This is a genomic window from Rhodococcus sp. 06-470-2 (assembly GCF_002258235.1).
GTDB lineage: Bacteria > Actinomycetota > Actinomycetes > Mycobacteriales > Mycobacteriaceae > Rhodococcoides.
Genome location: NZ_NOYB01000037.1, coordinates 1 through 26,468, shown reverse-complemented (window position 1 = coordinate 26,468; position 26,468 = coordinate 1). Strand labels below are relative to the sequence as shown.

General features: G+C 62.6%; 29 protein-coding genes and 1 pseudogene. 15 read left to right on the top strand and 15 right to left on the bottom strand.

Going from position 1 to position 26,468, the window contains the following annotated elements; all coding sequences use genetic code 11:
• The first annotated feature begins 26 nt into the window (after positions 1-26).
• A complete protein-coding gene (locus CH276_RS20135; protein ID WP_094631461.1) occupies positions 27-1,046 on the top strand; it encodes an NADP-dependent oxidoreductase in 1,020 nt (339 codons plus the stop codon).
• A 16-nt stretch (positions 1,047-1,062) separates the two neighbouring features.
• On the opposite strand, the gene CH276_RS20130 is transcribed toward CH276_RS20135, so the two are convergent.
• The gene (locus CH276_RS20130) at positions 1,063-2,427 is read right to left on the bottom strand and encodes a DUF1254 domain-containing protein (protein ID WP_094631460.1); all 1,365 of its coding nucleotides are present in this window, start codon (positions 2,425-2,427) and stop codon (positions 1,063-1,065) included.
• A 108-nt stretch (positions 2,428-2,535) separates the two neighbouring features.
• On the opposite strand from CH276_RS20130, the gene CH276_RS20125 reads away from it, so the two are divergent.
• Positions 2,536-3,582, top strand: coding sequence for an ABC transporter substrate-binding protein (locus CH276_RS20125; protein WP_254924342.1), 1,047 nt, complete (start codon positions 2,536-2,538; stop codon positions 3,580-3,582).
• Between the two features lie 74 nt (positions 3,583-3,656).
• Here CH276_RS20125 and CH276_RS20120 read toward each other — a convergent pair whose 3' ends face one another.
• Both CH276_RS20120 and CH276_RS20115 read right to left on the bottom strand, forming a co-directional pair.
• Positions 3,657-4,034 (bottom strand): DUF202 domain-containing protein, encoded by a 378-nt coding sequence (locus CH276_RS20120; protein WP_256981031.1) that lies wholly within the window; start codon positions 4,032-4,034, stop codon positions 3,657-3,659.
• 2 nt (positions 4,035-4,036) lie between these two features.
• Positions 4,037-4,402, bottom strand: a complete 366-nt coding sequence (locus CH276_RS20115; RefSeq protein ID WP_094631457.1) for a YidH family protein — start codon at positions 4,400-4,402, stop codon at positions 4,037-4,039.
• A gap of 122 nt (positions 4,403-4,524) precedes the next feature.
• Between CH276_RS20115 and CH276_RS20110 the strand changes: the two genes are divergently transcribed.
• Positions 4,525-5,835 carry a DUF1254 domain-containing protein gene (locus CH276_RS20110; protein WP_094631456.1) on the top strand — a complete coding sequence of 437 codons (1,311 nt, stop codon included), beginning with the start codon at positions 4,525-4,527 and terminating at the stop codon, positions 5,833-5,835.
• A gap of 120 nt (positions 5,836-5,955) precedes the next feature.
• On the opposite strand, the gene CH276_RS20105 is transcribed toward CH276_RS20110, so the two are convergent.
• Positions 5,956-6,696 (bottom strand): aspartate/glutamate racemase family protein, encoded by a 741-nt coding sequence (locus CH276_RS20105; RefSeq protein ID WP_094631455.1) that lies wholly within the window; start codon positions 6,694-6,696, stop codon positions 5,956-5,958.
• A 96-nt stretch (positions 6,697-6,792) separates the two neighbouring features.
• The gene (locus CH276_RS20100) at positions 6,793-6,984 is read right to left on the bottom strand and encodes a cupin domain-containing protein (RefSeq protein WP_094631454.1); all 192 of its coding nucleotides are present in this window, start codon (positions 6,982-6,984) and stop codon (positions 6,793-6,795) included.
• Positions 6,985-7,025: 41 nt separating this feature from the next.
• Here CH276_RS20100 and CH276_RS20095 point away from each other — a divergent pair, with 41 nt between their 5' ends.
• Entirely contained in the window at positions 7,026-7,436 is a 411-nt protein-coding gene (locus CH276_RS20095) for a TetR family transcriptional regulator C-terminal domain-containing protein (RefSeq protein ID WP_094631453.1), read from the top strand.
• A gap of 121 nt (positions 7,437-7,557) precedes the next feature.
• Here CH276_RS20095 and CH276_RS28255 read toward each other — a convergent pair whose 3' ends face one another.
• Entirely contained in the window at positions 7,558-7,890 is a 333-nt protein-coding gene (locus tag CH276_RS28255) for a hypothetical protein (protein WP_141214755.1), read from the bottom strand.
• Between CH276_RS28255 and CH276_RS20090 the strand changes: the two genes are divergently transcribed.
• Complete coding sequence (locus CH276_RS20090; protein ID WP_094689126.1) at positions 7,889-9,070, top strand: lipase family protein; 1,182 nt, start codon at positions 7,889-7,891, stop codon at positions 9,068-9,070. The genes CH276_RS28255 and CH276_RS20090 overlap by 2 nt on opposite strands.
• A 485-nt stretch (positions 9,071-9,555) precedes the next feature.
• Here the strand turns inward: CH276_RS20090 and CH276_RS20085 are convergent, their stop codons facing one another.
• Positions 9,556-10,251 carry a GntR family transcriptional regulator gene (locus tag CH276_RS20085; protein WP_094631451.1) on the bottom strand — a complete coding sequence of 232 codons (696 nt, stop codon included), beginning with the start codon at positions 10,249-10,251 and terminating at the stop codon, positions 9,556-9,558.
• A 204-nt stretch (positions 10,252-10,455) separates the two neighbouring features.
• Here CH276_RS20085 and CH276_RS20080 point away from each other — a divergent pair, with 204 nt between their 5' ends.
• From CH276_RS20080 to CH276_RS29195, 4 genes are all read left to right on the top strand, one after another.
• Positions 10,456-11,619, top strand: a complete 1,164-nt coding sequence (locus tag CH276_RS20080; RefSeq protein ID WP_094631450.1) for a mandelate racemase/muconate lactonizing enzyme family protein — start codon at positions 10,456-10,458, stop codon at positions 11,617-11,619.
• A 185-nt stretch (positions 11,620-11,804) separates the two neighbouring features.
• Positions 11,805-13,199: a cation:dicarboxylate symporter family transporter gene (locus CH276_RS20075; RefSeq protein ID WP_094631449.1), complete on the top strand. Its 1,395-nt coding sequence runs from the start codon at positions 11,805-11,807 to the stop codon at positions 13,197-13,199.
• 122 nt (positions 13,200-13,321) lie between these two features.
• Complete coding sequence (locus CH276_RS20070) at positions 13,322-14,293, top strand: phosphoglycerate dehydrogenase (protein ID WP_094631448.1); 972 nt, start codon at positions 13,322-13,324, stop codon at positions 14,291-14,293.
• 18 nt (positions 14,294-14,311) lie between these two features.
• On the top strand, positions 14,312-14,749 hold the full coding sequence (locus CH276_RS29195) for a WhiB family transcriptional regulator (RefSeq protein WP_303396062.1): 438 nt from the start codon (positions 14,312-14,314) through the stop codon (positions 14,747-14,749).
• A 67-nt stretch (positions 14,750-14,816) separates the two neighbouring features.
• On the opposite strand, the gene CH276_RS20060 is transcribed toward CH276_RS29195, so the two are convergent.
• The 6 genes from CH276_RS20060 to CH276_RS20030 form a co-directional block, all read right to left on the bottom strand.
• Positions 14,817-15,617 carry a fumarylacetoacetate hydrolase family protein gene (locus CH276_RS20060; RefSeq protein ID WP_094631447.1) on the bottom strand — a complete coding sequence of 267 codons (801 nt, stop codon included), beginning with the start codon at positions 15,615-15,617 and terminating at the stop codon, positions 14,817-14,819.
• A 3-nt stretch (positions 15,618-15,620) separates the two neighbouring features.
• Positions 15,621-16,739 (bottom strand): tartrate dehydrogenase, encoded by a 1,119-nt coding sequence (locus CH276_RS20055; RefSeq protein WP_094631446.1) that lies wholly within the window; start codon positions 16,737-16,739, stop codon positions 15,621-15,623.
• 539 nt (positions 16,740-17,278) lie between these two features.
• Positions 17,279-17,608: an aldo/keto reductase gene (locus tag CH276_RS20045; RefSeq protein ID WP_094631445.1), complete on the bottom strand. Its 330-nt coding sequence runs from the start codon at positions 17,606-17,608 to the stop codon at positions 17,279-17,281.
• On the bottom strand, positions 17,605-18,198 hold the full coding sequence (locus tag CH276_RS20040) for a winged helix-turn-helix transcriptional regulator (RefSeq protein ID WP_217901419.1): 594 nt from the start codon (positions 18,196-18,198) through the stop codon (positions 17,605-17,607). The genes CH276_RS20045 and CH276_RS20040 overlap by 4 nt, the downstream gene beginning before the upstream one ends.
• Positions 18,199-18,201: 3 nt before the next feature.
• Positions 18,202-18,705, bottom strand: a complete 504-nt coding sequence (locus CH276_RS20035; protein WP_094631443.1) for a PaaI family thioesterase — start codon at positions 18,703-18,705, stop codon at positions 18,202-18,204.
• 120 nt (positions 18,706-18,825) lie between these two features.
• Positions 18,826-19,122 carry a TetR-like C-terminal domain-containing protein gene (locus tag CH276_RS20030; protein ID WP_094631442.1) on the bottom strand — a complete coding sequence of 99 codons (297 nt, stop codon included), beginning with the start codon at positions 19,120-19,122 and terminating at the stop codon, positions 18,826-18,828.
• 35 nt (positions 19,123-19,157) lie between these two features.
• On the opposite strand from CH276_RS20030, the pseudogene CH276_RS20025 reads away from it, so the two are divergent.
• The 4 genes and pseudogenes from CH276_RS20025 to CH276_RS20010 form a co-directional block, all read left to right on the top strand.
• A pseudogene (locus CH276_RS20025) lies at positions 19,158-19,826 on the top strand (NADP-dependent oxidoreductase); the annotation flags it as partial.
• Positions 19,823-20,680, top strand: coding sequence for an alpha/beta fold hydrolase (locus CH276_RS20020; RefSeq protein WP_094631440.1), 858 nt, complete (start codon positions 19,823-19,825; stop codon positions 20,678-20,680). The pseudogene CH276_RS20025 and the gene CH276_RS20020, both read left to right, overlap by 4 nt.
• Positions 20,681-20,801: 121 nt before the next feature.
• Positions 20,802-21,131 (top strand): hypothetical protein, encoded by a 330-nt coding sequence (locus CH276_RS20015; RefSeq protein ID WP_094631439.1) that lies wholly within the window; start codon positions 20,802-20,804, stop codon positions 21,129-21,131.
• A 271-nt stretch (positions 21,132-21,402) separates the two neighbouring features.
• Positions 21,403-22,509, top strand: coding sequence for a hypothetical protein (locus CH276_RS20010; protein WP_094631438.1), 1,107 nt, complete (start codon positions 21,403-21,405; stop codon positions 22,507-22,509).
• Between the two features lie 204 nt (positions 22,510-22,713).
• On the opposite strand, the gene CH276_RS20005 is transcribed toward CH276_RS20010, so the two are convergent.
• The gene (locus tag CH276_RS20005; protein ID WP_094631437.1) at positions 22,714-23,910 is read right to left on the bottom strand and encodes a PrsW family intramembrane metalloprotease; all 1,197 of its coding nucleotides are present in this window, start codon (positions 23,908-23,910) and stop codon (positions 22,714-22,716) included.
• 457 nt (positions 23,911-24,367) lie between these two features.
• On the opposite strand from CH276_RS20005, the gene CH276_RS19995 reads away from it, so the two are divergent.
• Both CH276_RS19995 and CH276_RS19990 read left to right on the top strand, forming a co-directional pair.
• Complete coding sequence (locus CH276_RS19995) at positions 24,368-24,571, top strand: DUF5708 family protein (protein WP_094631435.1); 204 nt, start codon at positions 24,368-24,370, stop codon at positions 24,569-24,571.
• Complete coding sequence (locus CH276_RS19990) at positions 24,568-25,086, top strand: TetR/AcrR family transcriptional regulator (RefSeq protein WP_094616736.1); 519 nt, start codon at positions 24,568-24,570, stop codon at positions 25,084-25,086. Before CH276_RS19995 ends, CH276_RS19990 begins: the two co-directional genes overlap by 4 nt.
• 216 nt (positions 25,087-25,302) lie before the next feature.
• Here CH276_RS19990 and CH276_RS19985 read toward each other — a convergent pair whose 3' ends face one another.
• On the bottom strand, positions 25,303-26,343 hold the full coding sequence (locus tag CH276_RS19985; protein ID WP_094616737.1) for a hypothetical protein: 1,041 nt from the start codon (positions 26,341-26,343) through the stop codon (positions 25,303-25,305).
• Between the last annotated feature and the right edge of the window lie 125 nt (positions 26,344-26,468).

The following is a 26,468-nucleotide window of genomic DNA, read 5'->3' as shown; positions in this document are numbered from 1 at the left end:
CGCCTCGAAGGAGCCCGACCTCGACCATGATCAGCCGAGCGCTCTGCCTCGCCGCCCACCCCAGCGAGAAACTCACGACCGAGCATCTGGAGCTGACGGACATCCCGCTCGCCCCACTGCTCGATGGCGAAGTGCTGGTACGAAATACCTGGCTCTCGATCGATCCGTCGATTCGTCTGCGATTGGGTGAATCGGCACCGTCCGGATATCTCCCACCCCTCCGGATTGGAGATGCGCTGGTGGGATTGGCACTCGGCATCGTCGTCGAGTCACGGCACGAGGACTTTCGGCCCGGAGATCTGGTGTCGCACATGCACGGCTACCGCGACTTCGCAGTGGTCTCCGCCGCGGCCGGCGGGCTGGGCGGCGCGGGCACCCTCACCAGAATCGACGCCCACGACTGGCCCCAACAGTGGTATCTCGGCCCGCTGGGTAGTTCTGGCCTCACGGCCTATGTCGGCCTCTTCGAGGTCATGGGCATCCGACCGTCCGATACCGTCTGGATCTCGGCAGCCGCAGGAGCAGTCGGGAGCATCGCCACCCAGCTCGCAGTCCACCACGGGTGCACGGTGATCGCGTCCGCAGGCAGCCGACGCAAGGCCGATCACCTGGTCGATGCCCTCGGAGCCTCCAGCTCGTTCGATTACCACGACGGCGACGTGGGCAGCCTGCTCGCACAGGCCGCCCCGGACGGGATCGACGCATACTTCGACAACGTCGGCGGTTCTCACTTCATCGCCGCCCTCGACGCACTCAACCCCGAAGGACGCGTCGTGATGTGCGGGGCAATTTCCACCTACGAGACCTCGAACACGCTGCCGTCGAATCTGTTTCAGATCACGGCGAAAAGCTTGTCGGTCCGAGGATTTCGAGCCGGCTCGTTCGGCCATCTCTACGACAGAGTGCGATCCACTGTCGGAAGCCGCCTGGCAAACGGGACCTTGATCCACGAGGAATCGATCTACGACGGCCTCGAGCACGCCTCCACCGCACTAGTCGATCTACTGAACGGGCGAACGACCGGAAAGACGCTCTGCCGACTGTGAACCCAGACGCACCGGTTCAGAGCAGTCCGCCATTCGACCGCACGACGCGCGGCGGCGTCCAGTTCTCGCTCAGGGCATCCTCGGCCGGTTGATAGATCCTCAGGACCAGAAAGAACGGATGTTGGGGTGCCGGAAGCCAGGCGTGATCGGGACTGTCGGTCGTGGACGGCGATGCGCTCACTGTGATGGTCGACGGTCCCGATGCTCCGTCGCCTCCATTGACCGCCGATCCCACCGAATGCTTCTTCCCGGGTGCGTCGTACAACCAGCCGGTCTGCGCGTCGTAGAGTGTGATGCTCCAAAAAGCCTGTGCCGGTGGTAAAGCGAAAAACTCGATGCGGTAATCGTCTCCGCCTTCGCACGACAGTGGGCGTCCTTCGTGGTCGACGTAGGTGTTGTACGAGCAGTTCTCCTCGACAACGTTGGCACCGAGACCGACGTAGTTCATGACCGCACGTGCAAAGAAGTTGTGCCCGTGGGCACCCTTGCCGAGCACCCGCGTCCAGCCGGATTCGGTGCGACGTCCCAGCAGTGATCGAGACCGGGACAACATGGTCATCGCTGTATCGAAACCTTGTTCCATGCCTTCACGTGTTGCCTCGTCGAGGTCGTTCACAGAGAAGGTGCCCGTACCCACACCGAGATGACGGAATTGGTGCACGTGGGATATGTCGGTGAACGGCACTCCGTTGAGAGCCAGCGACGCATCGAGGGCAGTGAGGAACGCTGACGAGGAGGTCTCGACCGCACGAGGATCGACCACCGGCCACGTCCGCGCCGACGGGGCAGGTGCGTCGATCGTGACCGCGTCCTGCAGACCGTGCACGGCCGGCAAGTCCGCCACACCGAACGTTTGAATCCGCATCAACAGCCACATGATCGGTGTCGCAACCCGGAACACCTCCACGCCGTCCGCGACCGTGCCGGTCCAGTCCGCACACGCGAGAAGCAGCTCACGTGGCTGCTCGGGGTGCGTACGCCTGCTGACGTTGCTGGCGTTGCTGTAGGCATCCAGAAAGTTCAACGTGTAGTACCTACTGCCGAAATCGGGCAGGACGATGGCAATCGGACCGTCCGAAAGGTCCAGCCAGGCATTGGAATACAGCGTGTCGACGTTGGGAACCCGAAAGGCCTCGAAATCCGCACCGGCAATCGTTCGCTCGTGAACCAGCGTGTCGAGCGCCCACGGGTCGTCGCTTCCGGGCGGTGCACACGCGGAGCACATGGCGGCGTATTGGTACACCGACGGCAAGCCGTAGATCACGGCCTGCAGCACCGACGAACGCGCCCATTCCTGTCGGTCCACCGCGTCCGACGGGACTATGTCCGCCGTATCGATTGCAGTGAGCTGATCGGCCGAGTTCGCGTCGTACGTACGCATCGGTGGACAGTCCTTTCTCGCCGAACGATCACACCACCCTCAGGAAGTGATTGACATCACGTACCCTACCTGGTGAACTGAGGTCAGTTCAACTAGGAGGACGACGTCATGCGATATTCGCTTCGGTCAAAACACGTCATCACCGCGATGCTTCTCGCTGTGTCGACTGCCGCACTCAGCGCCTGCGGCTCGTCTGCGGGTGAGACTGCGTCGGTGGATGGGAGCTGGGAAGAAGTGGTGGCGGCAGCCGAGCAAGAAGGCTCGGTGACTCTGTACTCGAGCCAGAACACCACCATCCTCGACAGCGTCAAAGCCGCGTGGAATGCGAAGTACCCGAACATCACTCTCGAGTACGTCCGCGGCACGGACGCAGACCTGAACCCTCGCGTCGAGGTGGAGAACAAGACGAAGAAGGGTATCGCCGACGTCCACGTCGTCACCGATACCGCGTGGATCGCGTCCGCCGCGGATTCCGGGAGTTACTCACAGGAGCTACGCGGCCCGAGTTTCGACAACCCCGAGTACGACCGGGACTCCAGCATCAAGAACAACCGCTTGTTCCTGAACGTCGCGGCCACCTTCGGCATGGGCTGGAACACCGATGCGGTTGCGAACGGCCTGGCCGATCCCCGAGATGTTCTGGCCCCCGAATACAAAGGGCGAGTAGGCGTTGTCAGCCCCGTGGGCATCGCATCGTACGTCGATCTCTACGACTTCTACCGCAAGAATTTCGGCGACGACTACCAGGAACGGCTCGCCGCGCAGGAGCCGAGGATCTATCCCAGCGCCCTCGGAATCGCGCAGGCGTTGACGTCGGGAGAAATAGTCGTAGCACCGATGGTGCAGCCACTGGTTCAAGAGGTGGCGGCCGGTGCGCCGGTGAATTGGGCTCTGCCGAACCCATCGTGGGGAACCCCCTTCTACGGGCATGTCACCGCGGTTGCTCCTCATCCCAATGCGGCTCAGGTCCTCGCGGACTTTCTCGTCAGAACGGAGGGACAAACTGCGCAGGCCATCGGAGTAGCGACGGCACTGCCCGGCATTGCGGGGGCCACCGCCGACGCGCACGATGTCCACGCTCCCGACCCCGAGAAATTGACCAAGCAGTACGTCGACCAACAGTCCGCGGAGTGGGAACAGCAGTTCCTGGGGTAGCGCACTCTGCAGCTACTCGAGATCGAGGGCAGGCCGTGACGGGATCGCACCGTCACGGCCTGCGCTTTTCCACGTCACCATGAAACAGCGGTCCAGATGACGAAGGTCAGGGCGATCAGTCCGAGGGTCGGGATCAACGCTGCAATGACATGGGCACGCAACGGAAACGCGAGCGGCACCGTCGATTCGGTCCCGTCCGTCCGTCCGCACCTCGTTCGCGAGATCCACCCCGAGACCAGCAGCCCCGCCGCACAGAAGCTGACGAGGACGGCCAGCGCAACCAACGCCGGCTGGCGGGTGTGCGCGCTCAGGCGGATACCGATCACCGCGCACACCGCAACCGCCGACTCCGTTCGCGCCCAGGCCAACTCGGTTCGCTCGACCTGCAATCCCCCGTCGCCCAATTGGCCGCCCGGCCGCCCGGCCGGTTGCTCCCGTCGGCGTCGCCGCATCGTCACAGGACGGACCACAGAACCAGAACGCCGACCGCTGCGAGGACCGACGCCAACGGCAGAGCGATACGAGGAGACGGAAGCGCTTCGGAATTGCGCATACTCTTCTCGGTTCGTGCCCAGCCCCACCACGCATGCAGCGGAACCCCGATCGACGCCACGATCAGCATCACCGAGGCCACCACACTCGGAGCGGAGCCGCCACCGATGCCGAACACCTGGAGGGCCACCCCTGCCGCCATCAACGCCAGCGACGTTCGAATCCACGCCAGATAGGTTCGCTCGTTCGCCAGACTGAAGCGTGGATCAGGCTCGCTCCCAACGGAATAGACCGACCGAGGAAATCTGCCACGCCTGCCGTCTTTCACTTCGACCTCTCGAACTGCGCTGCAGCCGGAGCCTCGCTGCGTCCGGACCTTCTCGAATCACGACTTTCGATACTGTTTCCAGACTACAGTCAAGGTGAATTCAGTTCATCTCAAGGGGCAACATGACGAACCAGAACACGCCGACACACCCCGATCTGCGCGACGATGCGCGCGCACTCCAGGCCTGGGGGTTCCCCGTGGTCTTTGCCCAACGCCTGAGGCTGCGCTTCACTTCTCCGTCGGATCCCTACGTTCAGCGAACATCCACGTCCGCCGGAGCCCCGCTGAATCACCTGGGCCACCAACGCGAATTGGCCGATCCCACGCTGACGGCGGGCGTCGCCCCGAATGTCGACACCCTCTACTCGCTGGCGTTCGTCGACCTGGACTCGGGCACCTTCGAGCTCCGGCTGCCGGACTTCGCCGACCGCTACTACAGCGTGCAGATCGGTGAGGCGGACTCGTCCACGAACACGGCCCTCGGGCAAAGGACGCATGGATCTCGCATCCCTACGATCACCTTGTTCCGGCGGACACCCGGGTCCGCGGATACGGCTGCGGACGGATGGATTGCCTGTCGATCGAGATTCGTCATGATCGCCATCCGGATTCTCGTTGATCCATCTCGTGAAGGGGACTTGCACAGGGTCCACGAGTTGCAGAACCTCATCGTTCTGACCGGCCCGTCCTCACCGACGGCTGAACGTGCAGACCTTGTTCTGAGCACCGTCGAACGTTCCGACGAACAGCGGCGACCCGTCGCATTTCTCGCCGCCCTCGATCACGCGATCGGTGGCCTTGCCGATTCGGACGTACCGAGCTGGGTGAGACATACCTACCGCCGTCTCGTCGATGCACTCGAAGACACAGTCGACCGTGACGCAACCGAGCAAAACATCGCCGACGGGCTACTGGCAGGTCTCGAAGACATTGCCGCGCAGGTGAAATCGATGGGTCGACTCGTCAACGGCTGGGCCATCAACGACGCTGGTGCGGAGTTCGGCTCAGATCATCTTCTACGAGCCGCCGTCGCATACTCCCAGATCTACATCAACCCGGCGGCCGAGGCGTCCTACCCCGTGTGCGAACAGGACGAGGATGGCCGTCCACTCAACGGCGCGAACAACTACGCCATCACGTTTCGGGCCGGTCACTTTCCTCCGGCGAAGTATTTCTGGTCGGTGACCGTGTACCACGCGAAGGGACTTCTTTACGCAAACGAACTCGACCGGTATGCCATCACCGACCGCACACCAGACCTGAAACACAACGAGGACGGGTCACTGACCGTGGTGATTCGAACGACCCGTCCCGCACCGGGAACGACTGTCAATTGGCTTCCCTGCCCGCCCGGTGACTTCCGACTCATGCTCAGGCTCTACGGACCCCGGCCGGGCAGCTGGTCTCCCCCGCCGGTGATTCGACTCGAGTGATCGGTGCCTGGTTCGACGTTGTTGTCGAGCAATCTGAGCAGTTCGCCCCGCCCCGCCACGCAGTGCCCGCCGGAAGGACGTTGCGGTGAATAGCGTGTCGAGCTCGGCCGCGAAGAAAACTCAGTGTCTCGTTGGCGCGCTGAGATTCTCGAAGTCAGCGGAATTCGGTGGCGCGGGCAGTGCAAAGTCCACGGCCGCTCGGGCATGCAAACGCGTGGATGGGAAAGTGGGTACGACGAGGTCATCCGGTTGTATCAACAGTTCGACTTCGGTGCATCCGAGGACGATGCCTTCACATCCCGCGTCGATGAGGTTGTCGACCACCGCGAGGTAGATTTCACGCGATTGCTCCGTGACGATGTTGTGACACAACTCGTCGTAGATGATGCTGCTGACCGCCTCGCGGCCCGCAGCGTCCGGAGTCACCAAGTGCACTCCGCGTGCGGAGAAGCGTTCGCGATAGAAGGCCTCTTCCATCGTGAACGCAGTGGCCAACAGGCCCACCTTCGAAAGACCATGCTCTGCCACAGCCTCGGCCGTAGTGTCGCCGATGTGCAGAAAGGGCACGTGGAGCGACCTCTCGATCTGCGGAGCGACGTAGTGCATCGTGTTGGTGCACAACACGATCGCATCGGCCCCTGCAGTTTCGAGTCGGCGCGCTGCTGAGACCAATCTGGCACCGATCTCGTCCCACTCACCCTCGAGCTTGAGTGCTTCGATCTCACCGAAGTCAACGGATTCCAGAACGATGTGCGCAGAGTGCAAGCCCTGGAGTCTGTCGGCGGTCATCTCGTTGATGAGCCGGTAGTACTCGGCGGTGCTGACCCAGCTCATTCCGCCGATGAGCCCCAAAGTCCGCATTCGATCGCCTCCTCATGTCCTCACTCTTGCGATACCGGTCGCGAACAACGATGGCACTATGTCTGGCAGCGACGAATCTCGGCCCCGTTCGATTCTCTACCTAGCAAGTACGACCGTTCTGAAGAACGTCGTCGGAACCGATTCGTCGTTCACGTACCGATATATCCGGTCGCTTCTGAGCCTCGCAGACTCCCCGGTCCCGACGGTCGCAACTTCGCCGTCGGCCATCAGCGTCAACACCCCCGAGACTACGTGGAACAACTCGAACGACCCCTGGGAATCCGGCATACTATCTCGAGCGCTGCAGTCACGAACGCTGGGCACAGCGGCTGGCCGACATCCCGCTGTCGCGCCCGGCGCGTTCGGTAATCGAAGCGTTCGTGTCCGAGGCCCTTCCCACAGACGAAAAAAGCCGGGTATTTCATCAACCGAGCATGTCCTACGCCGTCTTGGTAATGACGAGCCCTCAGATCGCGGAGCAACCGTCCATCAGCGGTGTCGACAGGCTCGAGAGCGAGCTCATCGGGGTGCTCGAGGGCACACTCGCTGCGAACGAGATTGCACCCGATCTCGTTCGCAGCGAGTGCGTGAGGTTGGCGGCCCTGGTCAATGGCCTCGGGACAGGCATCCTCATCGGCCACTACACGGACGAACATGCCGCTGATGTTGTGGCCAATCACCTCGAACCGGCTGTTCGCGTCGAGCTGACCGTGCATTCGGTCGAGGAACCCGACCGGTGAGGTTCACGCCATGACGTGAATAGCGAAAACTTCTTCGGCCCAAGCGAATCCGGCCATCTTCTTGCCTGCAGTGAGATGGGTGCAGCGCCGTGGCAGACGCAGGCGACGATGCCCCATGCTCTTAGAGCTTACGTGTGACGCCCCGCAAGCCCTCACTGTCGAGGAAGTCCTCCATAAGGGCGTAGCGGCCGATTCGAGTTGATGCGCGATCACCGGCAACGGGTGGTGCGCCCCCATCGGACGCGTTGGCCTGCGCGCTGGCTGTGCCGCTCAACGACGAGGTGACGGCATTGCGCCAGTGCGACAAACCGATCGGTGTCCGGGTCACCGTCGACCCGGACGGGGCATCGGGGATGGTCCGCGGGAACGTCTCCTTTTTGCGTTGACCTACCGCCTCCGCTGCAGGGTGACCGCCGGGGATCGGTAAGGCTCGGGAAGAATGTCGGGGGATCATGACTGTGTTCGGTGTGCTCGATCGCGTGCTGGCTCGACGACTGCCCCTGGAGCCTCCGGACGATCCGCATGCCGCGATCCTTCCGACGCCGATCGGCAACGACGCCTTCTTTCTCACCCCTCCCGGCATCGAGGACCTTGCACCCGGTGCGGTGATCCGGCAGCGCACGACCCGCGGTCTGGTGCCCCGGCCGCGAACCGCCCTGCATCAGTTCATGGTGCGATCGACCGACGCGCGGGGTCTCCCCGCCGGCGTCACCGCCTCGCTGCTGATCCCGAAGCGGCCGTGGACCGGGCGCGGACCGCGGCCCGTCGTCGCCCACAACGTGGCCATCGATTCCCTCGGAGCCAAGAGCACGCCGTCGGTCCGGCTCGTGCACGGTGTCGGTGCCGACCTCCCGCCGGTGATGCCGCTCTGGCTCGCCCGCGGATACGCCGTCCTCGTCGCCGATCACCAGGGCCCGCGGATGTCGTACTCCGAAGGCACGATGGCCGGGCATGCCGTCCTGGACTCGCTACGCGGGATGACGGTCGTCGCCCCGGAGCTCGCCGACAGCCCAGTGGTGGCCTACGGCTACAGCGGCGGCGCGATCGCCACCACGTGGACCGCGCAACTGCACCCGAGGTACGCGCCGGACGTGAGGTTGGCGGGTGCCGTCGCCGGTGGAACACCCACCGACTTCTCGATGCTGCTGGACACCATGAACGGCACCGTCGCGGCCGGCCTGCTGGGCGCGGCGAGCATGGGTCTCGCACGTGAGCACCCCGAGATGGTCGAGTTGTTCGGCCCGAAGGCGCTGCTGTTGGCGTCCTGGGTCAAGGACATGTCCGTCCTCCCCCTGGCCCTGGGCGGACTGGCACGCATGCGAATCGAGGACTTGGCGTCCGAGCCCGACCCGTTCGACTCCGACATCGCGCGGCGGGTGATCGCCGCAAACCGTCCGGGCGCGGACGCACCGTCGGCGCCGGTCGCGTTCTTCCACGGTTCAGCGAGCAAGTGGATCGGCGATCGCTACATCCCCGAGGCCGGCGTGACTGCCCTGATCGAGCAGTGGCGCAGCAAGGGTGCCGACGTACACTACGAGCCCGTGGCAGGCGACCACTTCATCGGCGCCATGACCGGGCTACCATTCGTGTTGCGTTGGACCGCAGAACAATTCGCCGCCAACGGTTCGGGTTAACTCACCGAAGCAACATAGCGCTGCGACTAGGAAAATATGGTGCCCCCAGTCGGACTCGAACCGACACTGTCCGGATTTCAAGTCCCTAGAAGTGGATCCACCCAGACTTCAGTGGACTCGATATTTGTTTGTTCACAACGCTTTACGTGCATGACCGTCCAGCCCAGACCAGGTCCGAACGTACCGACTTGTGACACTCTCGTGACACTGAGGTTCCCGCCCATCGACGGATCGGCCTGGACGACAAGGGACTTTCGTAACTCGAACCGGGTGTGCGACTCCCGGGGACCGCGCGGATCATCATGTCGGATCAAGATCTAGCCGATCAGCAGCGGCGCTTGGCCACGGGAACCGATCGGGCCAAAAAGGACGATTACCGCACTGTCAGCAGATTTTGACGGTGTGCCGCTTCGAGCAATCGCTTTATCACCGGCACCCTCCGCATGCCCGAATGCGCGGCCTGACAACTAATCAGTCCACAATAATCACGCCGAGGTTTGACGTTGCTCGTGCTCTCGGTCCTCCAGTGCATCGATGGCGGCCGCCGTCAGGCTCTTCACGATGTGCTGACGCATGAGATCTGCAGCCCCCTGCGAGTCCTGTGCGACAACGAGTTCGAGTATTCGGAAGTGTTCCTGGTGGTCGACGGTGCGCGGTTCCGCACCGGGCGGCAGCTCGAGACCGATCCGTCGATAGCGGTCGGATTTGTCCCACAGGTCATCGAGCAGACGGATCAGGACGTCATTGTGCGACGCCAGGTACAGCGCGCGGTGAAAATCTCGGTGCGCACGCAACGCGTCCTCGCCCCACTTCTGCGTGACCGGCAGTAGCCTTCCCGCGGCCGCACGCATGTCGGCGATGTCTTTGTCCGTTCGCCGATCGGCAGCCAACTCGACAGCTGTTGGATCCAGCGACAGCCGAACCTCGAACAGCTGACGCGCTTCCGCTGCGCTCATGGGTGCGATTCGCACGTTCTTGTGATTGTCGAGCTCGATGAGCCCCTCACTGCTGAGCCTTCGTACTGCTTCGCGGATCGGGGTGATGCTCATGTGCAGCCGGTCGGCGAGCTCGTATTGCGCCAGTTTCGATCCTGCGTCGAGCGTGCCCATCAGGATCATGGCGCGCAGCTCGGCGTAGGCGACTTCACCTTTGCTGGAGAAGACATTGGTAGGTGAGGTCACTGCTGGACCTGCCTCTCCGCTGTGAGTACAGCCCGTCTCGGCCGCTCTTCGATCAGGATCTCGATCACTCGATGCTACACCCGCGGCCCCGAGCTCTTATAAGATGCCCGACACAACTTCTGAAATCTTATAAGAAATTGTTGTGTTCGCCATCACTCTGCGCTACCGCCACTTACACCTTATAAGATATGAGAAAGGCGCAGAATGAAGATCATCTCCGTACACGAAGGCATCGTCCCGATCAGCTCCTCGATCCGAAACGCGTGGATCGACTTCTCCAAGATGGACTGCTCGATCGTGGCAATCGTCAGCGACGTGATGCGCGACGGCGAACCGGTAGTCGGGTACGGATTCAACTCGAACGGGCGCTACAGCGCCGGCGAGATCCTCCGCCGCCGTGTCATCCCCCGCCTGCTCGACGCTGCGCCCGATGCCCTGCTCGACGCCGAAGGCGAACTGGACCCCACCCGCGCGTGGGACTTCATGATGAGCAACGAAAAGCCCGGAGGACACGGAGAACGTTCCGTCGCAGTCGGTGTCGTCGACATGGCCCTGTTCGATCTGGCTTCCAAGATTGCCGAAAAGCCGCTCTACCGGTGGCTCTCGGACAAGCACGGTGACGGACCGCCCGACGACTCGGTGTTCGTCTACGCCGCCGGTGGCTACTACGCGCCCGGCAAGACCCTCGCCGACTTGCAGGACGAGATGCGCGGGTTCCTCGACCAGGGCTACAACGTGGTGAAGATGAAAATCGGCGGTGCCGATCTCGCCGAGGACCTCGAACGCATCGAAGCCGTACTCGACGTCCTCGGCGGCGACGGGCAGCGCCTCGCGGTCGACGTGAACGGAAAGTTCGATCTGGCCACCGCTCTCGAATACGGCGCAGCCATCGAGCAGTACAACCTGTTCTGGTACGAGGAAGTCGGCGATCCCCTCGACTACCGACTCAATGCCGTTCTGTCCGAGAACTATTCCGGACGCATCGCCACGGGCGAGAACCTGTTCTCGCTGCAGGACGCACGCAACCTCGTCCGCTACGCCGGAATGCGACCCGACCGCGACATCATCCAGGTCGACCCAGCACTGAGCTACGGACTCACCGAATACCTGCGAATCCAGAAGATGCTCAAAGACCACGGCTGGTCGTCACGCCAGTGCATTCCGCACGGCGGACACCAGTTCTCGCTGCACATCGCAGCTGCGCTCAAACTCGGCGGCAACGAGTCCTACCCCGGCGAGTTCCAACCCACGGGCGGATTCGCCGACGGGGCAGTGGTCGAGAACAGCCGCGTCGGACTCACCGAAACCCCCGGCATCGGATTCGAGGGCAAAGCCGCCTTCTACAAGGTCCTACGCGAACTGCACTGACCCCCTGCCAGACCGCTCCGACCCCAGCTTCACGTGACGACAGAGCTACGCCGACACACCAGCCGCTGCGCGGCGTAGCTCTGTCAGTGCTGCGCGAAAAACATTCGTAGACAGCAGTTCCGAAACGGTCTTGCACGAGCGGGACCACACTCCCCCACCCTTGCTGCTGTGCAAAGGAGCACCCCATGGCGACCACCCACCTCGACACCCCGAACCACCCGCCCCAGAACACCCCCGAACGGTCGCGCTTCGCTCGGTTGATACGAGAACTGTGGTTTCAAGTCATCATCGGAGCGGTCGCCGGTATCGCCGTCGGCATCTTCCTACCCGACGTCGGATCGGCACTGAGCCCGCTCAACGATTGGTTCATCGCACTGGTGAAGATGATCGTCGTCCCCGTCGTCTTCTGCGTGGTCTCGCTCAGTATCGCCTCGATGGACAACCTCCGCAAAGCCGGCCGGATCGGCGTCAAAGCAATTGGCTACTTTCTGTTCCTGTCGCTGATCTCCATGCTGTTCGGGCTCCTCGTTGCCAATATCTTTCGCCCCGGCGACGGAATGAACATCGACCCCTCGGCACTCGATTCCTCCTCGTTGCCGGTCGACGAGAACTCGTCGGTCTCCGGTATCGAATTCGTCAACAACCTCATCCCCGAATCACTCTTCGGCGCACTCACGGGCCACACGATTCTCGCGGCCTTGCTGGTGTCCATCATCTTCGGTGCAGCACTCAACGTGTCGGGTGAAGCCGGGGCACCGATCACCAAAGGAATCAACGCACTCTCGACCGTCGTGTTGAAAATTGTCTCCTGGGTCATGAGACTGGCCCCGATCGGAACCTTCGGCGCACTCGCTGCAGTCGTCGCAAACTACGGCGCATCGACGCTGCAACAGCTCGGCTACCTGATCTTGTTGTTCACCGCCACGTGCGTGGTGTACGTCATCGTCATCCTCGGCGGGATCGCCCGCGCCTGCGGACTGCGACTCTGGCCGCTGATGAAGTTCCTCAAAGCCGAACTGCTCGTGGCGCTCTCGACCTGCTCGAGCGAAGCAATCCTCCCGCAACTGATCAAAAAGCTCGAGCACCTCGGAGTCGGGAACCCGGTCGTCGGCATCGTCATCCCGTCCGGCTTCTCCTTCAACCTCGACGGCTCTGCCGTCTACCTCACCATGGCATCGCTGTTCCTCGCCCAAGCATGCGGTATCGACCTCAGTTGGCAGCAACAGCTGATCATGGTCGGAATCATGATGCTCACCAGCAAGGGCACAGCCGGCATCGCAGGCGGGGCATTCATCGTCCTCGCCAGCACCATCACCGCCGTCGGACACATCCCCCTAGCAGCACTGGCGCTGATCGTCGGTATCGATCGAATCCTCAACGAGGGCCGCGTCTTCATCAACGTTCTCGGAAATGCCATGGCCACCATCGTGATCGGAAAATGGGAGAACGACTTCGACACCGATCGCGCACAGTCGGTTCTCAATGGCGAGATCGACTACGACCCCAATTACGACCCGGACCGGACCGGCGACTCCACGGTCGCCGAGACGTCGACCGACAAGACCAACGCCCGAGTCTGACATCGGTCGGTCCACCCGCCGGCATTCGACGCTCGAGGTCGAATGCCGGCGGCATTTGGCTGTATGTCCCATATCGTTGCACCACAACAGATCTCCGCACACGCCACGGAAGGACCGCGCCAGTGGGAACGATCCTCATCACCACCGACTACCTCGTGCCCGGCGACGAGGTAGACGAGCTTTTCCATGCAGCCGGCCATCGAACAGTGCACAGCCCTGCAACCGGTCGACGCGCAGACGGTGAAATGGCCGACCACCTGCTCAGGTGCGACGCAGCGCTGATCGCCAGCGAACCCGTCACCGCAGACATGATGCGGCCAGCCCGATCCCTGCGCGTCATCGCACGCAGCGGTGTCGGATACGACTCAATCGATGTCGACGCCGCGACTGCGCTCGGCGTCGTCGTGTGCAACACCCCCGGTGCCAACAAGAACGCCGTGGCCGAGATGACGGTCACCCTCCTATTGATGTGCGCCCGGAGGATCGTCGAAACCGTCGACGGCGTCAGGACAGGTCACTGGCCCCGACACGATACCCGCGAACTACACGGTGCCACCCTGGGAATCATCGGCCTCGGACCCAGCGGGCGGGCGGTAGCCGAGCTGGGCCGCGCCTTCGGTATGACCGTTCTGGTCTCGACCGGCCATCCTGCTTCCGACCTCGACGTGAGCTATGTCGATAACGACGAGTTGTTCTCTCGATCCGACTTCGTCACCCTGCACGCGCGTGCGCAACCCCATGGCACTCCGATAGTCGACCGCGCGGCGCTCACCGCCATGAAGCCCTCCGCCTACTTGGTGAACACAGCACGTGGTTCCCTTGTGGACGAACCCGCACTTGTCGACGCGCTGAGGCGCGGTGACATAGCCGGTGCCGGACTCGATGTATTCGCCCGCGAGCCAATCGATACGGACAACCCGCTCCTGAGGATGCCCAACGTCGTGTCGTTGTCCCACATGGCCGGGCAGACCCGTCAAGCACGTAACGAAGCGAGCCTGGCCGCCGCCCGCGACATCGTTGCAGTTCTGGACGGCCGGCACCCACGCGGCGCGGTGAACGATCCCCAGGACACCCGCGGCATAAGCCGCGACTGATCGACACGACGACACCGAGTGCAGAGAGGAACCGTCATCCGCAATTCTTTCGAACCCATTGTTCTGCCATTACCGATCACCGACGAATGGGAATGGCAACTCGACGCCGAATGCCGCAACGAACAAGCGGCCGTGTTCTTTCCACCCACCAATACGCGGGGGGCCGCGCTCGAACTCCTCGAAATCCAAGCCAAGCGCATCTGCAGCCGATGTCCTGTGCGCCGACGATGCCTCGACTACGCAATCGCAAGCGGCGAGCCCTACGGCGTATGGGGCGGGTTGTCGGCATCCGAACGTCACCGAGTGCGCGTGAACGAACCGGGGACAGACACCGATGACCACGCCGCGGTCGCTCAGCGCCCCCAACCCCCTAGACGCGCACTCGGTGCGCCTCGTCGGCCCTACCTCAAACCCACACGAATCCGCCCAGACACGACTGCGTCTCGCCGAGCCTGACAGCCGCCAATGGCCCCGCACACGATGTGTGCGGGGCCATTGGCTCGGGATCGTGCAGGCAGTGGGTCTACCCGGACGTCACGACGTTTCGAATGAACCCGACGCCATCGATACTGACTTCGACTGTCTGGCCCTCGGTCAGGTACTCGCGCGGTGTTCTGTTGTGGCCGTTGCCGGCTGGCGTTCCGGTGAGAATGACATCGCCGACCTCGAGAGTCATGAACGTCGAGATCAGTGAGATCAGTTTCGGCACCGAGAAAATCATCTGGTCGATGCATCCGTCCTGAACCAGTACACCGTCGATTGTCGTCCGGATCCGCGCATCAACTGGAAGGCTTTCGTAAGGCACGACGGACGGTCCCAGCGGGGTTGTCGAATCCCACGCCTTACCCTGCAACCACTGTGTGCTCATGCTCTGAAAGTCCCGCACGGTAACATCGTTGGCGACCGTGCACCTCAGAACGTAATCGAGAGCATTCTTTTCGGGAATGCGCCGGCCGCGGCGACCGATCACAATTGCCAACTCGCCTTCGGCGTCGACCGCGACCGACTCCGAGGGCATCTCGATCGGATCGAATGCCCCCACCAAACACGACACGAATTTTGTGAAGAAGACCGGATACTCGGGAGCTGCGGCACCGACGGGAAGGGCATCGTAATAGTTCATGCCCACGCCGATGATTCTCGATCTGTCGGTAACCGGGGGAAGCAACCTGACATCGGCTGCGGGAACAGATCGGCCGTGTTCGGGGTGCGTCGAACCGGGACGCAGGTCGCCGACCGAACCTGTATCGAGGGGGAAAATCGTCGAGTCTCGACGCCACCCGACCGATATTTCACCGTGGTGTTCGTAACGAACGTAGGCCATTTCTCAGGTGCTCATCTGTTGCGTCGGGGTCACCGAGCCGGTCGTCAGCCGGATCAACTCTCTGGTGATGTTGTCGCCGAGGGTGTTCGTGCTGGCCGATCCGCCCATGTCCGGAGTCAAAGAGTGCCCACCGTCGGCGAGCACGCTTTCGATTGCGCTCATCACCGCTGCCGCCGCCTCGGTCTCCCCCAAATGATCAAGCATCATCGACGCACTCCAGATCTGCCCTATGGGATTTGCGATTCCCTTTCCTGCAATGTCGGGGGCCGATCCGTGGACTGGTTCGAACAGACTCGGGAACGTCCGCTCGGGGTTGATGTTGCCGCTCGGGGCGATCCCGATGGTGCCGGTGCAGGCCGGACCCAGATCGGAGAGAATGTCACCGAACAGGTTGCTTCCGACGACCACGTCGAACCAGTCCGGGTGCATGACGAAATTGGCCGCCAGAATATCGATGTGATACTTGTCGACGCGCACGTCCTGGTATCCAGCAGCCATCGCTTCGACCCGCTCGTCCCAGTACGGCATGGAGATGGAAATTCCGTTGCTCTTCGTCGCCGACGTCAGGTGCTTCTTGGGGCGGGTCTGTGCAAGATCGAAGGCGTACTTGAGGATTCGGTCGACCCCCGTGCGGGTCATCACCGTCTCCTGGGTGACGATCTCGCGATCGGTGCCGTCGAAAATCTTGCCGCCGATAGACGAGTACTCTCCCTCGGTGTTCTCACGTACGACATAGAAGTCGATGTCACCGGGCTCTCGGCCGGCGAGCGGGCTCGGCACTCCGGGTAGGAGTTTGACCGGCCGCAAGCTCACGTACTGGTCGAAGTGACGGCGGAACTGGAGCAGGCTTCCCCACAGCGACACATGGTCGGGAACGACTTCTGGCCACCCGACGGCACCGAAGAAGATCGAGTCGAAAGACACGAGCGTGTCGAACCAGTCGTCAGGGAGCATCTGGCCGGTCCGCAAAAAGTAGTCGGCGCTCGCGAAGTCGAAATGCTCGAAATCGAGCGAGAAGTCGAACGCCGACGCGGCAGCCCGAAGGACCTTCAGCCCTTCCGGGACTACCTCTGTGCCGATACCGTCACCGGGAATGACGGCAATGCGATGTGTTGCGCCCATAGGGGGATCTCCATTCGTGAGAAAGCTCGATCAGACTGACTGAATGCCCAGTGCACGTGCATGTTCGATCAGGGCCCGTGCTCGCCCGAGACGGGGCGGATCGCTTCCGTCGCGTATCACCGACCCGCGGGACTCGAATTCGGCGAGGAACTCCGAAGCCCAGATCAGATCCGCGCAGGCGGGGCTCATGGACGTGTTCGACCGCGAGCGCTCCGAGCTCACCCGTGACTGCACACCGCTGTGCTGCCGCATCGTCGTGACCTTCTTCCTGTCGCGGTCGGATCGACGAGGTCCGGCCTCACCCGGTCCTGCGCTCCGCTCATCTGAGTCACCGTGTCGAACGCAGTCTTGCATCTTATAAGAATGTAGGCAAGGCGTAGTGCGGTCGAAGCTCGACTCCGCTATTCGTTGTTACCCTCGGGCCCCTCCAGGAGCGCGGCGGTCGCCGAGGCCTGGTGACCACTCAGGGCTACCGCGCCCCATCCCGCGGCCGCTTGCTGGATTGCACTACCTGAATAGCCGTTGGTCGGGCCACTCGATCATGCCGAGCCGAGCGTGCCGAAGGTGCCTCGTGCTCTCAGTCGATGGAAGCGTGATGTCGTGGACGATCCGGCCTGCGTCTGGATCAGTACATCCGCGTCCGCGTGCGCACTCCGCCACTCAGCGACAATTCGTTCGGTTGCACCTTGGGCGTAAATGTCCACTGTGTCGAACACCATGACGCCGACCTCGACCGCATGGTCCAAGATCGCGGTCGTGCCTGCGGCGTCCAGGCCGATATCGGAAGCAACCGTTCCGGCATCGCCGCCGAAGTTGCCCGTTCCCAACAACACTGGGAGAAATCGCCGTCTGAGCGCGGACGTGGTCATGGCTGTGTCTCTTTCGGGCCGAAAGTCGGCGGTGTCATCGGTGTTGATTCGTGCCGGTCGGCAGGTTCGAAGGCGGCGGCCGTGGCGCGGCTGCGGGACCGACGTCGTGCACGGTTCGCGGGGTCGAGTCGTTCCCGCATGAAATCGGAAGCTTTCGGTCCGGATACGAACTGCGCCTTGCTCTCTGCCAGGGTGCGCCCTGTCCGACGGTCCACGAATACCGGGTCGATGGTCTCCCCTGCCTCGTCCACTAACACCACCGCACGGTCGTCGTGGTCGACGTGCTTGTTGCCCCAGGCGTAGAGCGCGACGATGACCGAGGTGAGCTCTCGGGCTCTGGCGGTCGGTACATACTCGAAGCGAGGCGGACGATTGCTGTATGACCGACGTTCCAACAATCCGGCGTCGACCAAGGATTTGAGCCTGCGTGTCAACATGTTCGGTGCGATACCGAGATTGCGCTCGAATTCGTCGAAGCGGCTGAACCCATCGAGTGCATCACGCAGGATCAGCAGTGTCCACCATTCACCGACCTGTTCGAGCGCGCCGGCAATTGGGCAACCCATGCTGTCGAAACTGCTGCTCGGCACGTATCACCTCGGGGGTATGACGAGCAGAGAACTCGTTCCGGTAGCCACGACGTCACCGTTCTTGTCGACTATGGATCCTTCCGCGAAGATGACCCGGGAACCTCGTTTGACCACGGTTCCAGTGGCGATCAACGGCTCACTCGAATCGAAGATTCCTCGAAGGTAGCTGACGTTCAGATCTATCGATGTGTACCCGGTTCCGGCAGGCAGCGTGGTATGCGCCGCGCATGCGATCACCGTATCGAGCAGAGTGCACGCGAGACCACCGTGCACAGTGCCGATCGGGTTGTAGTGCGCCTCGGACGGAGTGCACTCGAATACCACCTTGCCGTCCTCGACCTCGATGGGATCGAACTGCATCAGCACCGCGATCGGTGGTGGCGGCAACTCGCCCGCCGCCAGAGCCCTCATCACCTCGAGGCCACTCATCTGCGATGCCTCTCGCAACACCGATTTCGGAGTAACCCAGGTGAAAGTCTGTGAACGCTGGTCCTGTCCGATTGTCATGTCCGTCCTTCAGCAGTGGCGACGCGCCGGTGAGCAACTATCAATATGATAGTTAGTATTCCACTGCGATCCAGCGGTGCACAACGACGTCCAGGACTTCGACACCGAGTTTTCGATAAATCAGATTTCCTCGGATCCGATGCGATCGAGCTCGAGATCACGGGACTTCCACCACTGCAACGCAATGCTCGCAGCTTGCGCGGCGTACACGCGATCTTCCCCGAAACCGACCATGTGGGTAACGGCCATCGGAGCCAGTACAGCGACGACAGCATCTCCGTGATCATCGAAATGTCCGGCCGCTTCCAGGGATACGAACCCATGAACCAGGCTCCACAGTTGGGCCGCTATCAGTTCGCCGTCCTCCTCATCGATTCGACCGGAGGACGCAAGATCCTGGCATGCACGCGCCAGCACCTCGTATGCATCCGAGAACGGCTACGGTGACCACCGCCGAAGCCGGCTCACTCCCACTCGTCGCTCTCACCGCCTGGCAGGCTCTCGTCGAGAACGGCAACGTTCAACCAGGCCAGAAAGTCCTCATCCACGCCGGCTCCGGCGGAGTCGGCACCATCGCGATTCAGCTGGCCAAGCACCTCGGGGCGACCGTTGCCACGACCGCCAGCGCGTCGAACGCCGACTTCCTGCGCGACCTCGGCGCAGACCTCGTGATCGACTACCGCACCCAGGATTTCGAAACCCTCCTCACCGACTTCGACCTCGTCATCGACAGTCTCAGCGGTGACAACCTCGAGAAGTCCCTACGCGTCCTGAAGCCCGGCGGCAAGGCCATCGGCATCACCGGCCCTCCCGATCCCGATTTCGCCCGCAACGCCGGCCTCAATCCCGTTCTACGACTGGCCATCACAGCGTTGAGCCGGAAGATCCGCAGACAGGCCCGGAAGCTTGGCGTGGACTACCAATTCATGTTCATGCACTCCGACGGCGGACAGCTCCGCCGTATCGCAGCACTGGTCGACGACGGCACCATCCGCCCCGTCGTCGGAGCCACCTACCCCTTCGAGGAGACGCAGGAGGCCCTGCAGTCACTCGGCCGGGGCGGCGTCCGCGGCAAAACCGTCGTCACCCTCCCCCACAACCAGAAAGCCAACGACCAATGAGCAACGACAACACCTCGATCATCAGGTCCTACGCGAACGCTCCTGTCCGTTCGGTCACCGCCGGCGGCACCACCTACTCGTACCGAGAACTCGGACCGACGGGCGGCATCCCCGTAGTGTTCTTCGTCCATCTCGCCGCGAACCTCGACAACTGGGATCCGCGCATCGTCGATCCCATCGCTCAGAATCGACACGTCATCACCTTCGACAACACCGGCGTCGGTGCATCCTCGGGCAGGGTCCCCGGCACCATCGAAGAAGCCGCTGCCGACGCCTACACCTTCATACGTGCACTCGGGTTCGACACCGTCGACGTCTTCTCCTTCTCACTCGGCGGAATGATCGCACAGGATCTCACCGTCGAACATCCCGAGCTCGTCCGCAAACTCGTCCTCACCGGAACCGGACCCCGAGGCGGAAAGAACATCGACAAGGTCGCCGGCGTCACCTGCTGGGACATCCTGCGCGCAACACTCACCCGATCGGACCCGAAAGAGTTCTTGTTCTTCAACCGCAACGCAACCGGCAAGCGCGCGGGCAAGGCTTTCGTCGAACGCTTGAAAGAGCGCACCCACAACCGCGACAAGGACGTCAGCATCTCGGCGTTTCGCACGCAACTGTCCGCGATCAAGAAATACGGTCGGTCGGCACCGTCCGATCTGTCCAAGATCACCCAACCGACGTTGATTGCCAACGGAGACAACGACCGTATGGTGCCCAGCGTCCTGCCCGAAGGCATGCACCGACGCATCGCCGGCAGCGAACTCGTCATCTACCCCGACTCCGGACACGGCGGCATCTTTCAGTTCCACGAGCAGTTCGCACCCCGTGTGGTCGAATTCCTCAATCGCTGACCGTTTCTCACGCACCGAAGTCTTGCCGCGTCACCATCCCGTCCCTCCGCACTGCACAGAAAGTCCTGCCTGAATCCAGTACCGAATGTGCGAGAAGGCTTGGTTCGAGGTTGCGGTCTGCATGGCACACAGTGAAGTGGAAGGTGTCTGCGTTCGACTCGATCGCGGAGCCCAACGCGGCATGCCCTCACTCGCCAGTGCACGTGCGCGCCGTGCAGACCGGTCGCACCTCTCACGCGCCTTGTTGACCCTGTCGCCGTCGGTCCATGTCCTCCACGATGAACACGACATCGAAAGTCTGGGTGAGCGAAGACGACGGGAGATCGAGGTGCTGATGGCGCTGCGATGGGTGCGGGCGATGATCCCGGTGTCGCGCTCCCGCGAGCCGGCGCTCGTCTTGGATTCGATCGACGCGACATTTCGGGTTCTGCCGGGTGCCTCGACATGCTGATGCACACGACGAATGGGCGGTACCTGTCGATTCTCGACGCCGCCCGCATCTCGTACCTGACGCGGACGGATCTGTGGCGGTGGTGTGGCATCAAGATGACCTGTAAGCCGCGCTGCACGTAGATATCCAGTCGATACCGGATGCGCCGATACCGTCTCCAATCCCACAAAGCAACAATTGAATTCATGGACACGGCAGTGTCCCGCGAGCTCTGCATGCCGCCTGCTGCAGTTCCGCACCCTCAGCCGGTAGACGCGCGTACGCTCACACGATGTCGGCGAACGAACACGATCAAGGGCCACGAGCAGGACCACCTGAAATTGCCGAGGCGGTCTCGGTCCTGCTGATCGCCGACCCCGGCAAACCCACTGCTCTCGCTCACAAGCTCGCAAAAAACCTACCGGAACGCCTGCGACACCGAGACCGCAACGAGCGCCGATGGACTGTGTCCGTGCGCAGCGAGCCGTACCTCTCCGATGAGCAGGCCGACTTCTCAGACGCCATCGACGCAGTCGAACCGTCCTCGGAGAACGACGATGTCGTCGTCTACCTCACTGATCTACCGCGGCGCGACGACACCGTGCCGGTGGTCGCCGACGTCAGCGCCGCACATCTGTTCGCGCTCGTCTCCATCGCCGCCGTCGGCGGGATTCGCATCGAGGACCGGGTGCGTGCCGTCGCCGAACTCGCGATCGCGTTCGTCCTCGGTGAACCGACACTCGCGCCGGCCGGTGCGCAGCGGCGATTTCCCTCCCAGCAGATCGACAGCGGTACGCGATATTTCGCTCCCCGGGGTCTGCGACGGCTGCGGTTGCTGTCGGGGATGGTGCGTGCGAACCGGCCGTGGCGACTGGTCACCGGGCTGTCGAAAGTTCTCGTCGGCGCATTCGCCACCGGTGCGTTCGCCTTGGCGACGAACACGATCTGGCAGTTCGCCGACACGATGGGCCCGTGGCGCATGAGCGCAGCAACGTTGCTGTCGATCACGGCCATGGTTCTGTGGCTGGTCCTCGATCACCAGTTGTGGGAGCGGCCCACGTCGCCGGACGCGCGCGAGCGGTCCGTGCTGTACAACACCGCCACCGTCGTCACCCTGGTCATCGGTGTCCTCGTTCTCCACGTCGCCTTGTTCGGGTTGCTTCTGCTCACCGCATCCATTGCGTTGCCCCCTCCGCTGCTGTCCAGCACGCTCGGACATGCGGTCAGCTTCTCCGACTACCTCACGCTCGCCTGGCTGCTGGCATCGATCGCCACCCTCGGCGGTGCACTCGGTTCAGGACTCGAGGACGACACCGCCGTCACCGACGCCGCCTACGGGATCCGGCAACGACAACGCCTCGACAAGCAGACACAGAAACGCTCGACCAAGGCGCAATGACAGTCCATCGGCGACCATGGCTGTACTGCAGGTAACGCCCCACGCGATACACAAGAATCACCTAGCCCGTGGCCGCATTCACAGCGAGAACGGCAGTTGTCGCAGCGTCAATCTAGGTTGACCGAATCATTGTCCGCACTGTCGGCCGGCGAGAGCACCTGGTCGACGGCGTACCGACCGCGATGCGGTCCCCGCCCGGGCCAATCAGTTCGACGCGAGTCGATCCGAGGTCAGCGCGTCCGCCTTGGTGCCCTCGCGCAGGCGCGCGATCTCGGCCCGTGAATGAACGACTCTGTCACTGTCGAGACCTTTGCTGACCGCGAGATCCGCACAGAGATCGAGTGCGGCGCGAACGAGGTGACGTCGCTTCTTCTTGTCTGCTCGATCGGTGCCTGCTTTCACGTACTGACGCTGTTGCCGCCAGCCTCCCGCTGCGGTCACTTCGTCATCGGTGAGAACTCCTGCGTCGACTTCCGGACCGAGAACATCGCGTACGAAGTGCGCCTCCCGCGGATGGGCCCAGACGAAAGCGATCCACAACGCAGTGACAGCGAAGAGGAAATCTCCCACCATGAGCACAACGACGACGACAGCAGTGCCGCCGGCGAGCGCCGTCATCGAATCCCACACAGCGTGAACGACGATCGGAGCAACGATCAGAGCTATGCCGCGCCCGATTCGCCTCGGTTGAGCTGGACTGCCCAGTAGATAGATGACCCCTGCACAGAACAGTGCAGTGAACAGCGGGTGCGAGACGATGTCCGAGAAGGTGCGAGTTGCGATGGACCCGACGAGGCCGTCGGTTTGATGCGAGCCGAATCCCTGTGTCGCGCCCGAGATCGAGTACAACAGATCCTCGCTGGTCTGAAATCCCAGGCCGATGAATGCACCGAGCAGCAGCCCATCGGTCGGTGTGCGAACCAACCTAGGCGCGAGCGCGATCAGGACAACGATCCCGACGCCCTTGGCGGTTTCCTCGACGAACGGTGCCGACAGACCGGCATGCCAGTCCTGCGCCCATACCTGACCGAACCACTTGGCATACAACGAGCCAAGCGCGTCGTTGGCCTGCACCGCGATGGCGAACGTTGCTGCTGTTGCCCCCCAAACGAATCCGGTGAGCACAAGCTTGACGGGTTGACGTTCGTACCGATCGACGTGACGAAACCACCAACCCCAGATCACCGCGCTGATCACACCGATGATGCTGGCGATGAGCAGCGCACGACCGAAGTATCCGGAGAGCGGCGAGAGCATCTGCCATGCCTTGACGACACCCGTTCCGCACAGCCACACAAACATCCAGAACACGATGTTGCGTGGCTGGAAGAGATCGAACCTTTCGCCCCACGCGGTCTTCTCCAGTGCCGCCGCACGTACATCGACGAGGTCGGTGCTCATCACGCCTGCCCTGGACGGCCGACCCCGTGGTTCGACTACCCGACGATCCCCGTTCGCTGTTGATCGTCATCGCCTCCACACACGGTGATACGAGCACGCAAGCTTCTCAAGTCTCGGCAACACGCCATCAGGTCGATGCCTTGCCACGGGGATTCGTTCTCGTGTCGTCGGCGAAGCCGATTGCCCGATCGGAGTTCGGCAGCTGCTGTTGAGGCCACGATGCCCGGGGGAATACGACGAGTTCTGATACGGAGGGTTACCAGTGGCCGCTAGAAAGCGTTGTTCGACAAGGGAGTTCGATTTGATCCGGTCGCTCGAGCGCCTCCGTTCACGCGGGGGGCGTCGACGCCGAGGTGTGCCACTCACTCTGGGCTCAGCCGTCCGGCCGAGCTGTTGACTGCCGTCCTAAACTGACTGTACATTCGTACAATACGTTCGTACAGGGAAGGAGCAAGTCATGGGCAATCACACTGCGTCACTAGCCGTCGGAGCAGTCATGATCGTGGGAGGTTTAGTGCTGTTCTTCGCTTTCCGTGACGTAGAGACACCCATCGTTGGGCTTCGTCAGGCCGGTGTCGTGATCGCGGCGCTCGGCGCAATCGAGGTCGCCGTGACCGGTTGGTCGCGGCTCGGATCCAGACGACGACAGCACGGCAGATGAAGGAAGCTCGACTTCTCGACGGTGTGCTGACAGTGCTGGCCGAACAGGGCATCGGAGCCTTGAGCGTTCGTAGTGTCGCCGCCGCGGCGGGAGTGTCGCCCGCGCAGGTGCAGTACTACTACCGGACGAAGAACGAATTGGTGCGCGCCGGCTTCGACTATGCAGGAGAGCAGTTCCTTGCGGACGTGGAGGCCGCGGGGCCGGGCACGCTGACGGACTTCGTGAAGCAGTGGCTCCCCCTCGACGATCGGCGCGAACGCCGTGCGCTTGTTTGGCTTGCTTATGCAGCCATCTCGGCTGTCGACCCTCAATTGGCTGCAGCCTCGGCGAAGCTCGACTGCGAGATTCGCCAATGGTTCGTCGGCCAGAAATTCTCCGAACTTCAAGCCGCGCAGATCTTCGCGCTGATCGATGGGCTCACCGTGCAGTGCCTGATGCTGCCTCGATCGGAACGGCACGTGCTCGTCGAGCGGACGCTCGAGCCCTACATAGCTTCCCTCGAATCGAACTCGTGAAGAGATGCCGGTGGCTGGTGAAGAGGTACCGGCTGGTTCTGAAAATAGTTCAGCCTGACCGGCCTCGCGGTTCGGAAGGTCCACTCATCCAGGAGTCGGTCATCCGACTCCATGTGCTCGATCGGTCCGCATGATCGATAACCACACGGTAGATCCGGGCAGTCGGGCCTCAGTTACCGCGCCGTCAAGGAACCTTGACGGAAATTTGCGTCGACACTACCCCCGCCCTGCCCAAGGAGCACGTACGTCGCCGATGCGTCCATAGGCCACCATCTCACTCCAGAATGCACACAGGCCGGACGCCCATTGATCGGCCGTGAGTGGAAAGACAGGCGGGTGATACCCATACCGCGCGCCCCACGTTTGGTCAGTCGGCAGTACGCGCAGTTCAGGTTCGGTCGGGATGGGTACGTGGGCGTCGTAGAGAGCAGGGCTGCCGGTGAGCTGGTACACCAACGTTGCAGTCCCGCCTTCGAGGTCGAGCGAGATCGGCACGAAGCGGGTGTCCACCACACCGCGGATACGGAGCCTGTTCGCGAGAGCAGTGAACGTATCGAGGGTGCCGGGGTAGGCGCTGTGGCTGTCGACACGGACTCGCCATCTACCGTCGGGAGTTGTCCTCGGGTCAAGATAACGGGCGGTAGCAGCATACGGACCGACTTCCGAGAGATGTTGTTGCAGAAACGCATTGCCCGCACTGGACGCGAGTTTGCGCACGCCGTTCTCGGCCGGGCCGTCGATCCGAGACCAGTCGAAGTTATCGGGCGCGAGCATCGGCGCGGCGGTGCGGTCGAGGATCACCCCGAACCGGAACCAAGCCGCCGGAGCAGTCGGTTCTCGGTGGTCACTGTATTCGTAGGCGTAGTCGGCCCACCACTCACCGAGCGCGGCACGGACCCACCCCTCTGCTTCGGTCACAGGGATAGCTGCATCCGGAGGACCGATCGTCCGCAGTGGAGGTTCCGTCGGCGGTAGTCGTCGACCGACAACGCGCACCCGTACGAAGACCGGTCCGGTCTCGGGCGGGAAGGTGCCGAGATCGTCGGTGTACGGATGAAAACTGCACGCGACGACGACGCGGATCGTCTCGTCCCGTGATGCGGGTCCCTGGAGCCGCTCGTGCGGGCCCAGGCGGTCATCGGAACGGCCTCGAGAGGTCACCAGAAGTTGGATGTGATTGTGCAGTCTCGTGATCACGGCGGGATGACTGCGACTCACGAATTGCGCAACCATGCGAACATCTTCGATCTCAGTCATGGCGTCGACCTCCGGCGCGGCGGTGCTATCGGTGGACGACCTCACGTGTCGGTCTGTGTACGACCTGACGTGTCGGTGTCCGGCAGGTTCATGATGCCGGTGCCTCCACTGGTGTGACAAGCCCT

What these genes read in the sequence shown, in the direction of transcription:
- CH276_RS28255 (WP_141214755.1), bottom strand. Translation starts at nt 7,890, where the DNA reads ATGATCCCCCGACATTCTTCCCGAGCCTTACCGATCCCCGGCGGTCAC.
- CH276_RS20135 (WP_094631461.1), top strand. Translation starts at nt 27, where the DNA reads ATGATCAGCCGAGCGCTCTGCCTCGCCGCCCACCCCAGCGAGAAACTC.
- CH276_RS20045 (WP_094631445.1), bottom strand. Translation starts at nt 17,608, where the DNA reads ATGACCACGTCCGCGCTCAGACGGCGATTTCTCCCAGTGTTGTTGGGA.
- CH276_RS19990 (WP_094616736.1), top strand. Translation starts at nt 24,568, where the DNA reads ATGAAGGAAGCTCGACTTCTCGACGGTGTGCTGACAGTGCTGGCCGAA.
- CH276_RS19995 (WP_094631435.1), top strand. Translation starts at nt 24,368, where the DNA reads ATGGGCAATCACACTGCGTCACTAGCCGTCGGAGCAGTCATGATCGTG.
- CH276_RS20090 (WP_094689126.1), top strand. Translation starts at nt 7,889, where the DNA reads ATGACTGTGTTCGGTGTGCTCGATCGCGTGCTGGCTCGACGACTGCCC.
- CH276_RS20100 (WP_094631454.1), bottom strand. Translation starts at nt 6,984, where the DNA reads ATGCCGGATTCCCAGGGGTCGTTCGAGTTGTTCCACGTAGTCTCGGGG.
- CH276_RS20020 (WP_094631440.1), top strand. Translation starts at nt 19,823, where the DNA reads ATGAGCAACGACAACACCTCGATCATCAGGTCCTACGCGAACGCTCCT.
- CH276_RS20015 (WP_094631439.1), top strand. Translation starts at nt 20,802, where the DNA reads ATGGCACACAGTGAAGTGGAAGGTGTCTGCGTTCGACTCGATCGCGGA.
- CH276_RS20110 (WP_094631456.1), top strand. Translation starts at nt 4,525, where the DNA reads ATGACGAACCAGAACACGCCGACACACCCCGATCTGCGCGACGATGCG.
- CH276_RS20035 (WP_094631443.1), bottom strand. Translation starts at nt 18,705, where the DNA reads ATGACAATCGGACAGGACCAGCGTTCACAGACTTTCACCTGGGTTACT.
- CH276_RS20075 (WP_094631449.1), top strand. Translation starts at nt 11,805, where the DNA reads ATGGCGACCACCCACCTCGACACCCCGAACCACCCGCCCCAGAACACC.
- CH276_RS20080 (WP_094631450.1), top strand. Translation starts at nt 10,456, where the DNA reads ATGAAGATCATCTCCGTACACGAAGGCATCGTCCCGATCAGCTCCTCG.
- CH276_RS20130 (WP_094631460.1), bottom strand. Translation starts at nt 2,427, where the DNA reads ATGCGTACGTACGACGCGAACTCGGCCGATCAGCTCACTGCAATCGAT.
- CH276_RS20120 (WP_256981031.1), bottom strand. Translation starts at nt 4,034, where the DNA reads ATGCGGCGACGCCGACGGGAGCAACCGGCCGGGCGGCCGGGCGGCCAA.
- CH276_RS20105 (WP_094631455.1), bottom strand. Translation starts at nt 6,696, where the DNA reads ATGCGGACTTTGGGGCTCATCGGCGGAATGAGCTGGGTCAGCACCGCC.
- CH276_RS20010 (WP_094631438.1), top strand. Translation starts at nt 21,403, where the DNA reads ATGTCGGCGAACGAACACGATCAAGGGCCACGAGCAGGACCACCTGAA.
- CH276_RS19985 (WP_094616737.1), bottom strand. Translation starts at nt 26,343, where the DNA reads ATGACTGAGATCGAAGATGTTCGCATGGTTGCGCAATTCGTGAGTCGC.
- CH276_RS20005 (WP_094631437.1), bottom strand. Translation starts at nt 23,910, where the DNA reads ATGAGCACCGACCTCGTCGATGTACGTGCGGCGGCACTGGAGAAGACC.
- CH276_RS20055 (WP_094631446.1), bottom strand. Translation starts at nt 16,739, where the DNA reads ATGGGCGCAACACATCGCATTGCCGTCATTCCCGGTGACGGTATCGGC.
- CH276_RS20060 (WP_094631447.1), bottom strand. Translation starts at nt 15,617, where the DNA reads ATGGCCTACGTTCGTTACGAACACCACGGTGAAATATCGGTCGGGTGG.
- CH276_RS20125 (WP_254924342.1), top strand. Translation starts at nt 2,536, where the DNA reads ATGCGATATTCGCTTCGGTCAAAACACGTCATCACCGCGATGCTTCTC.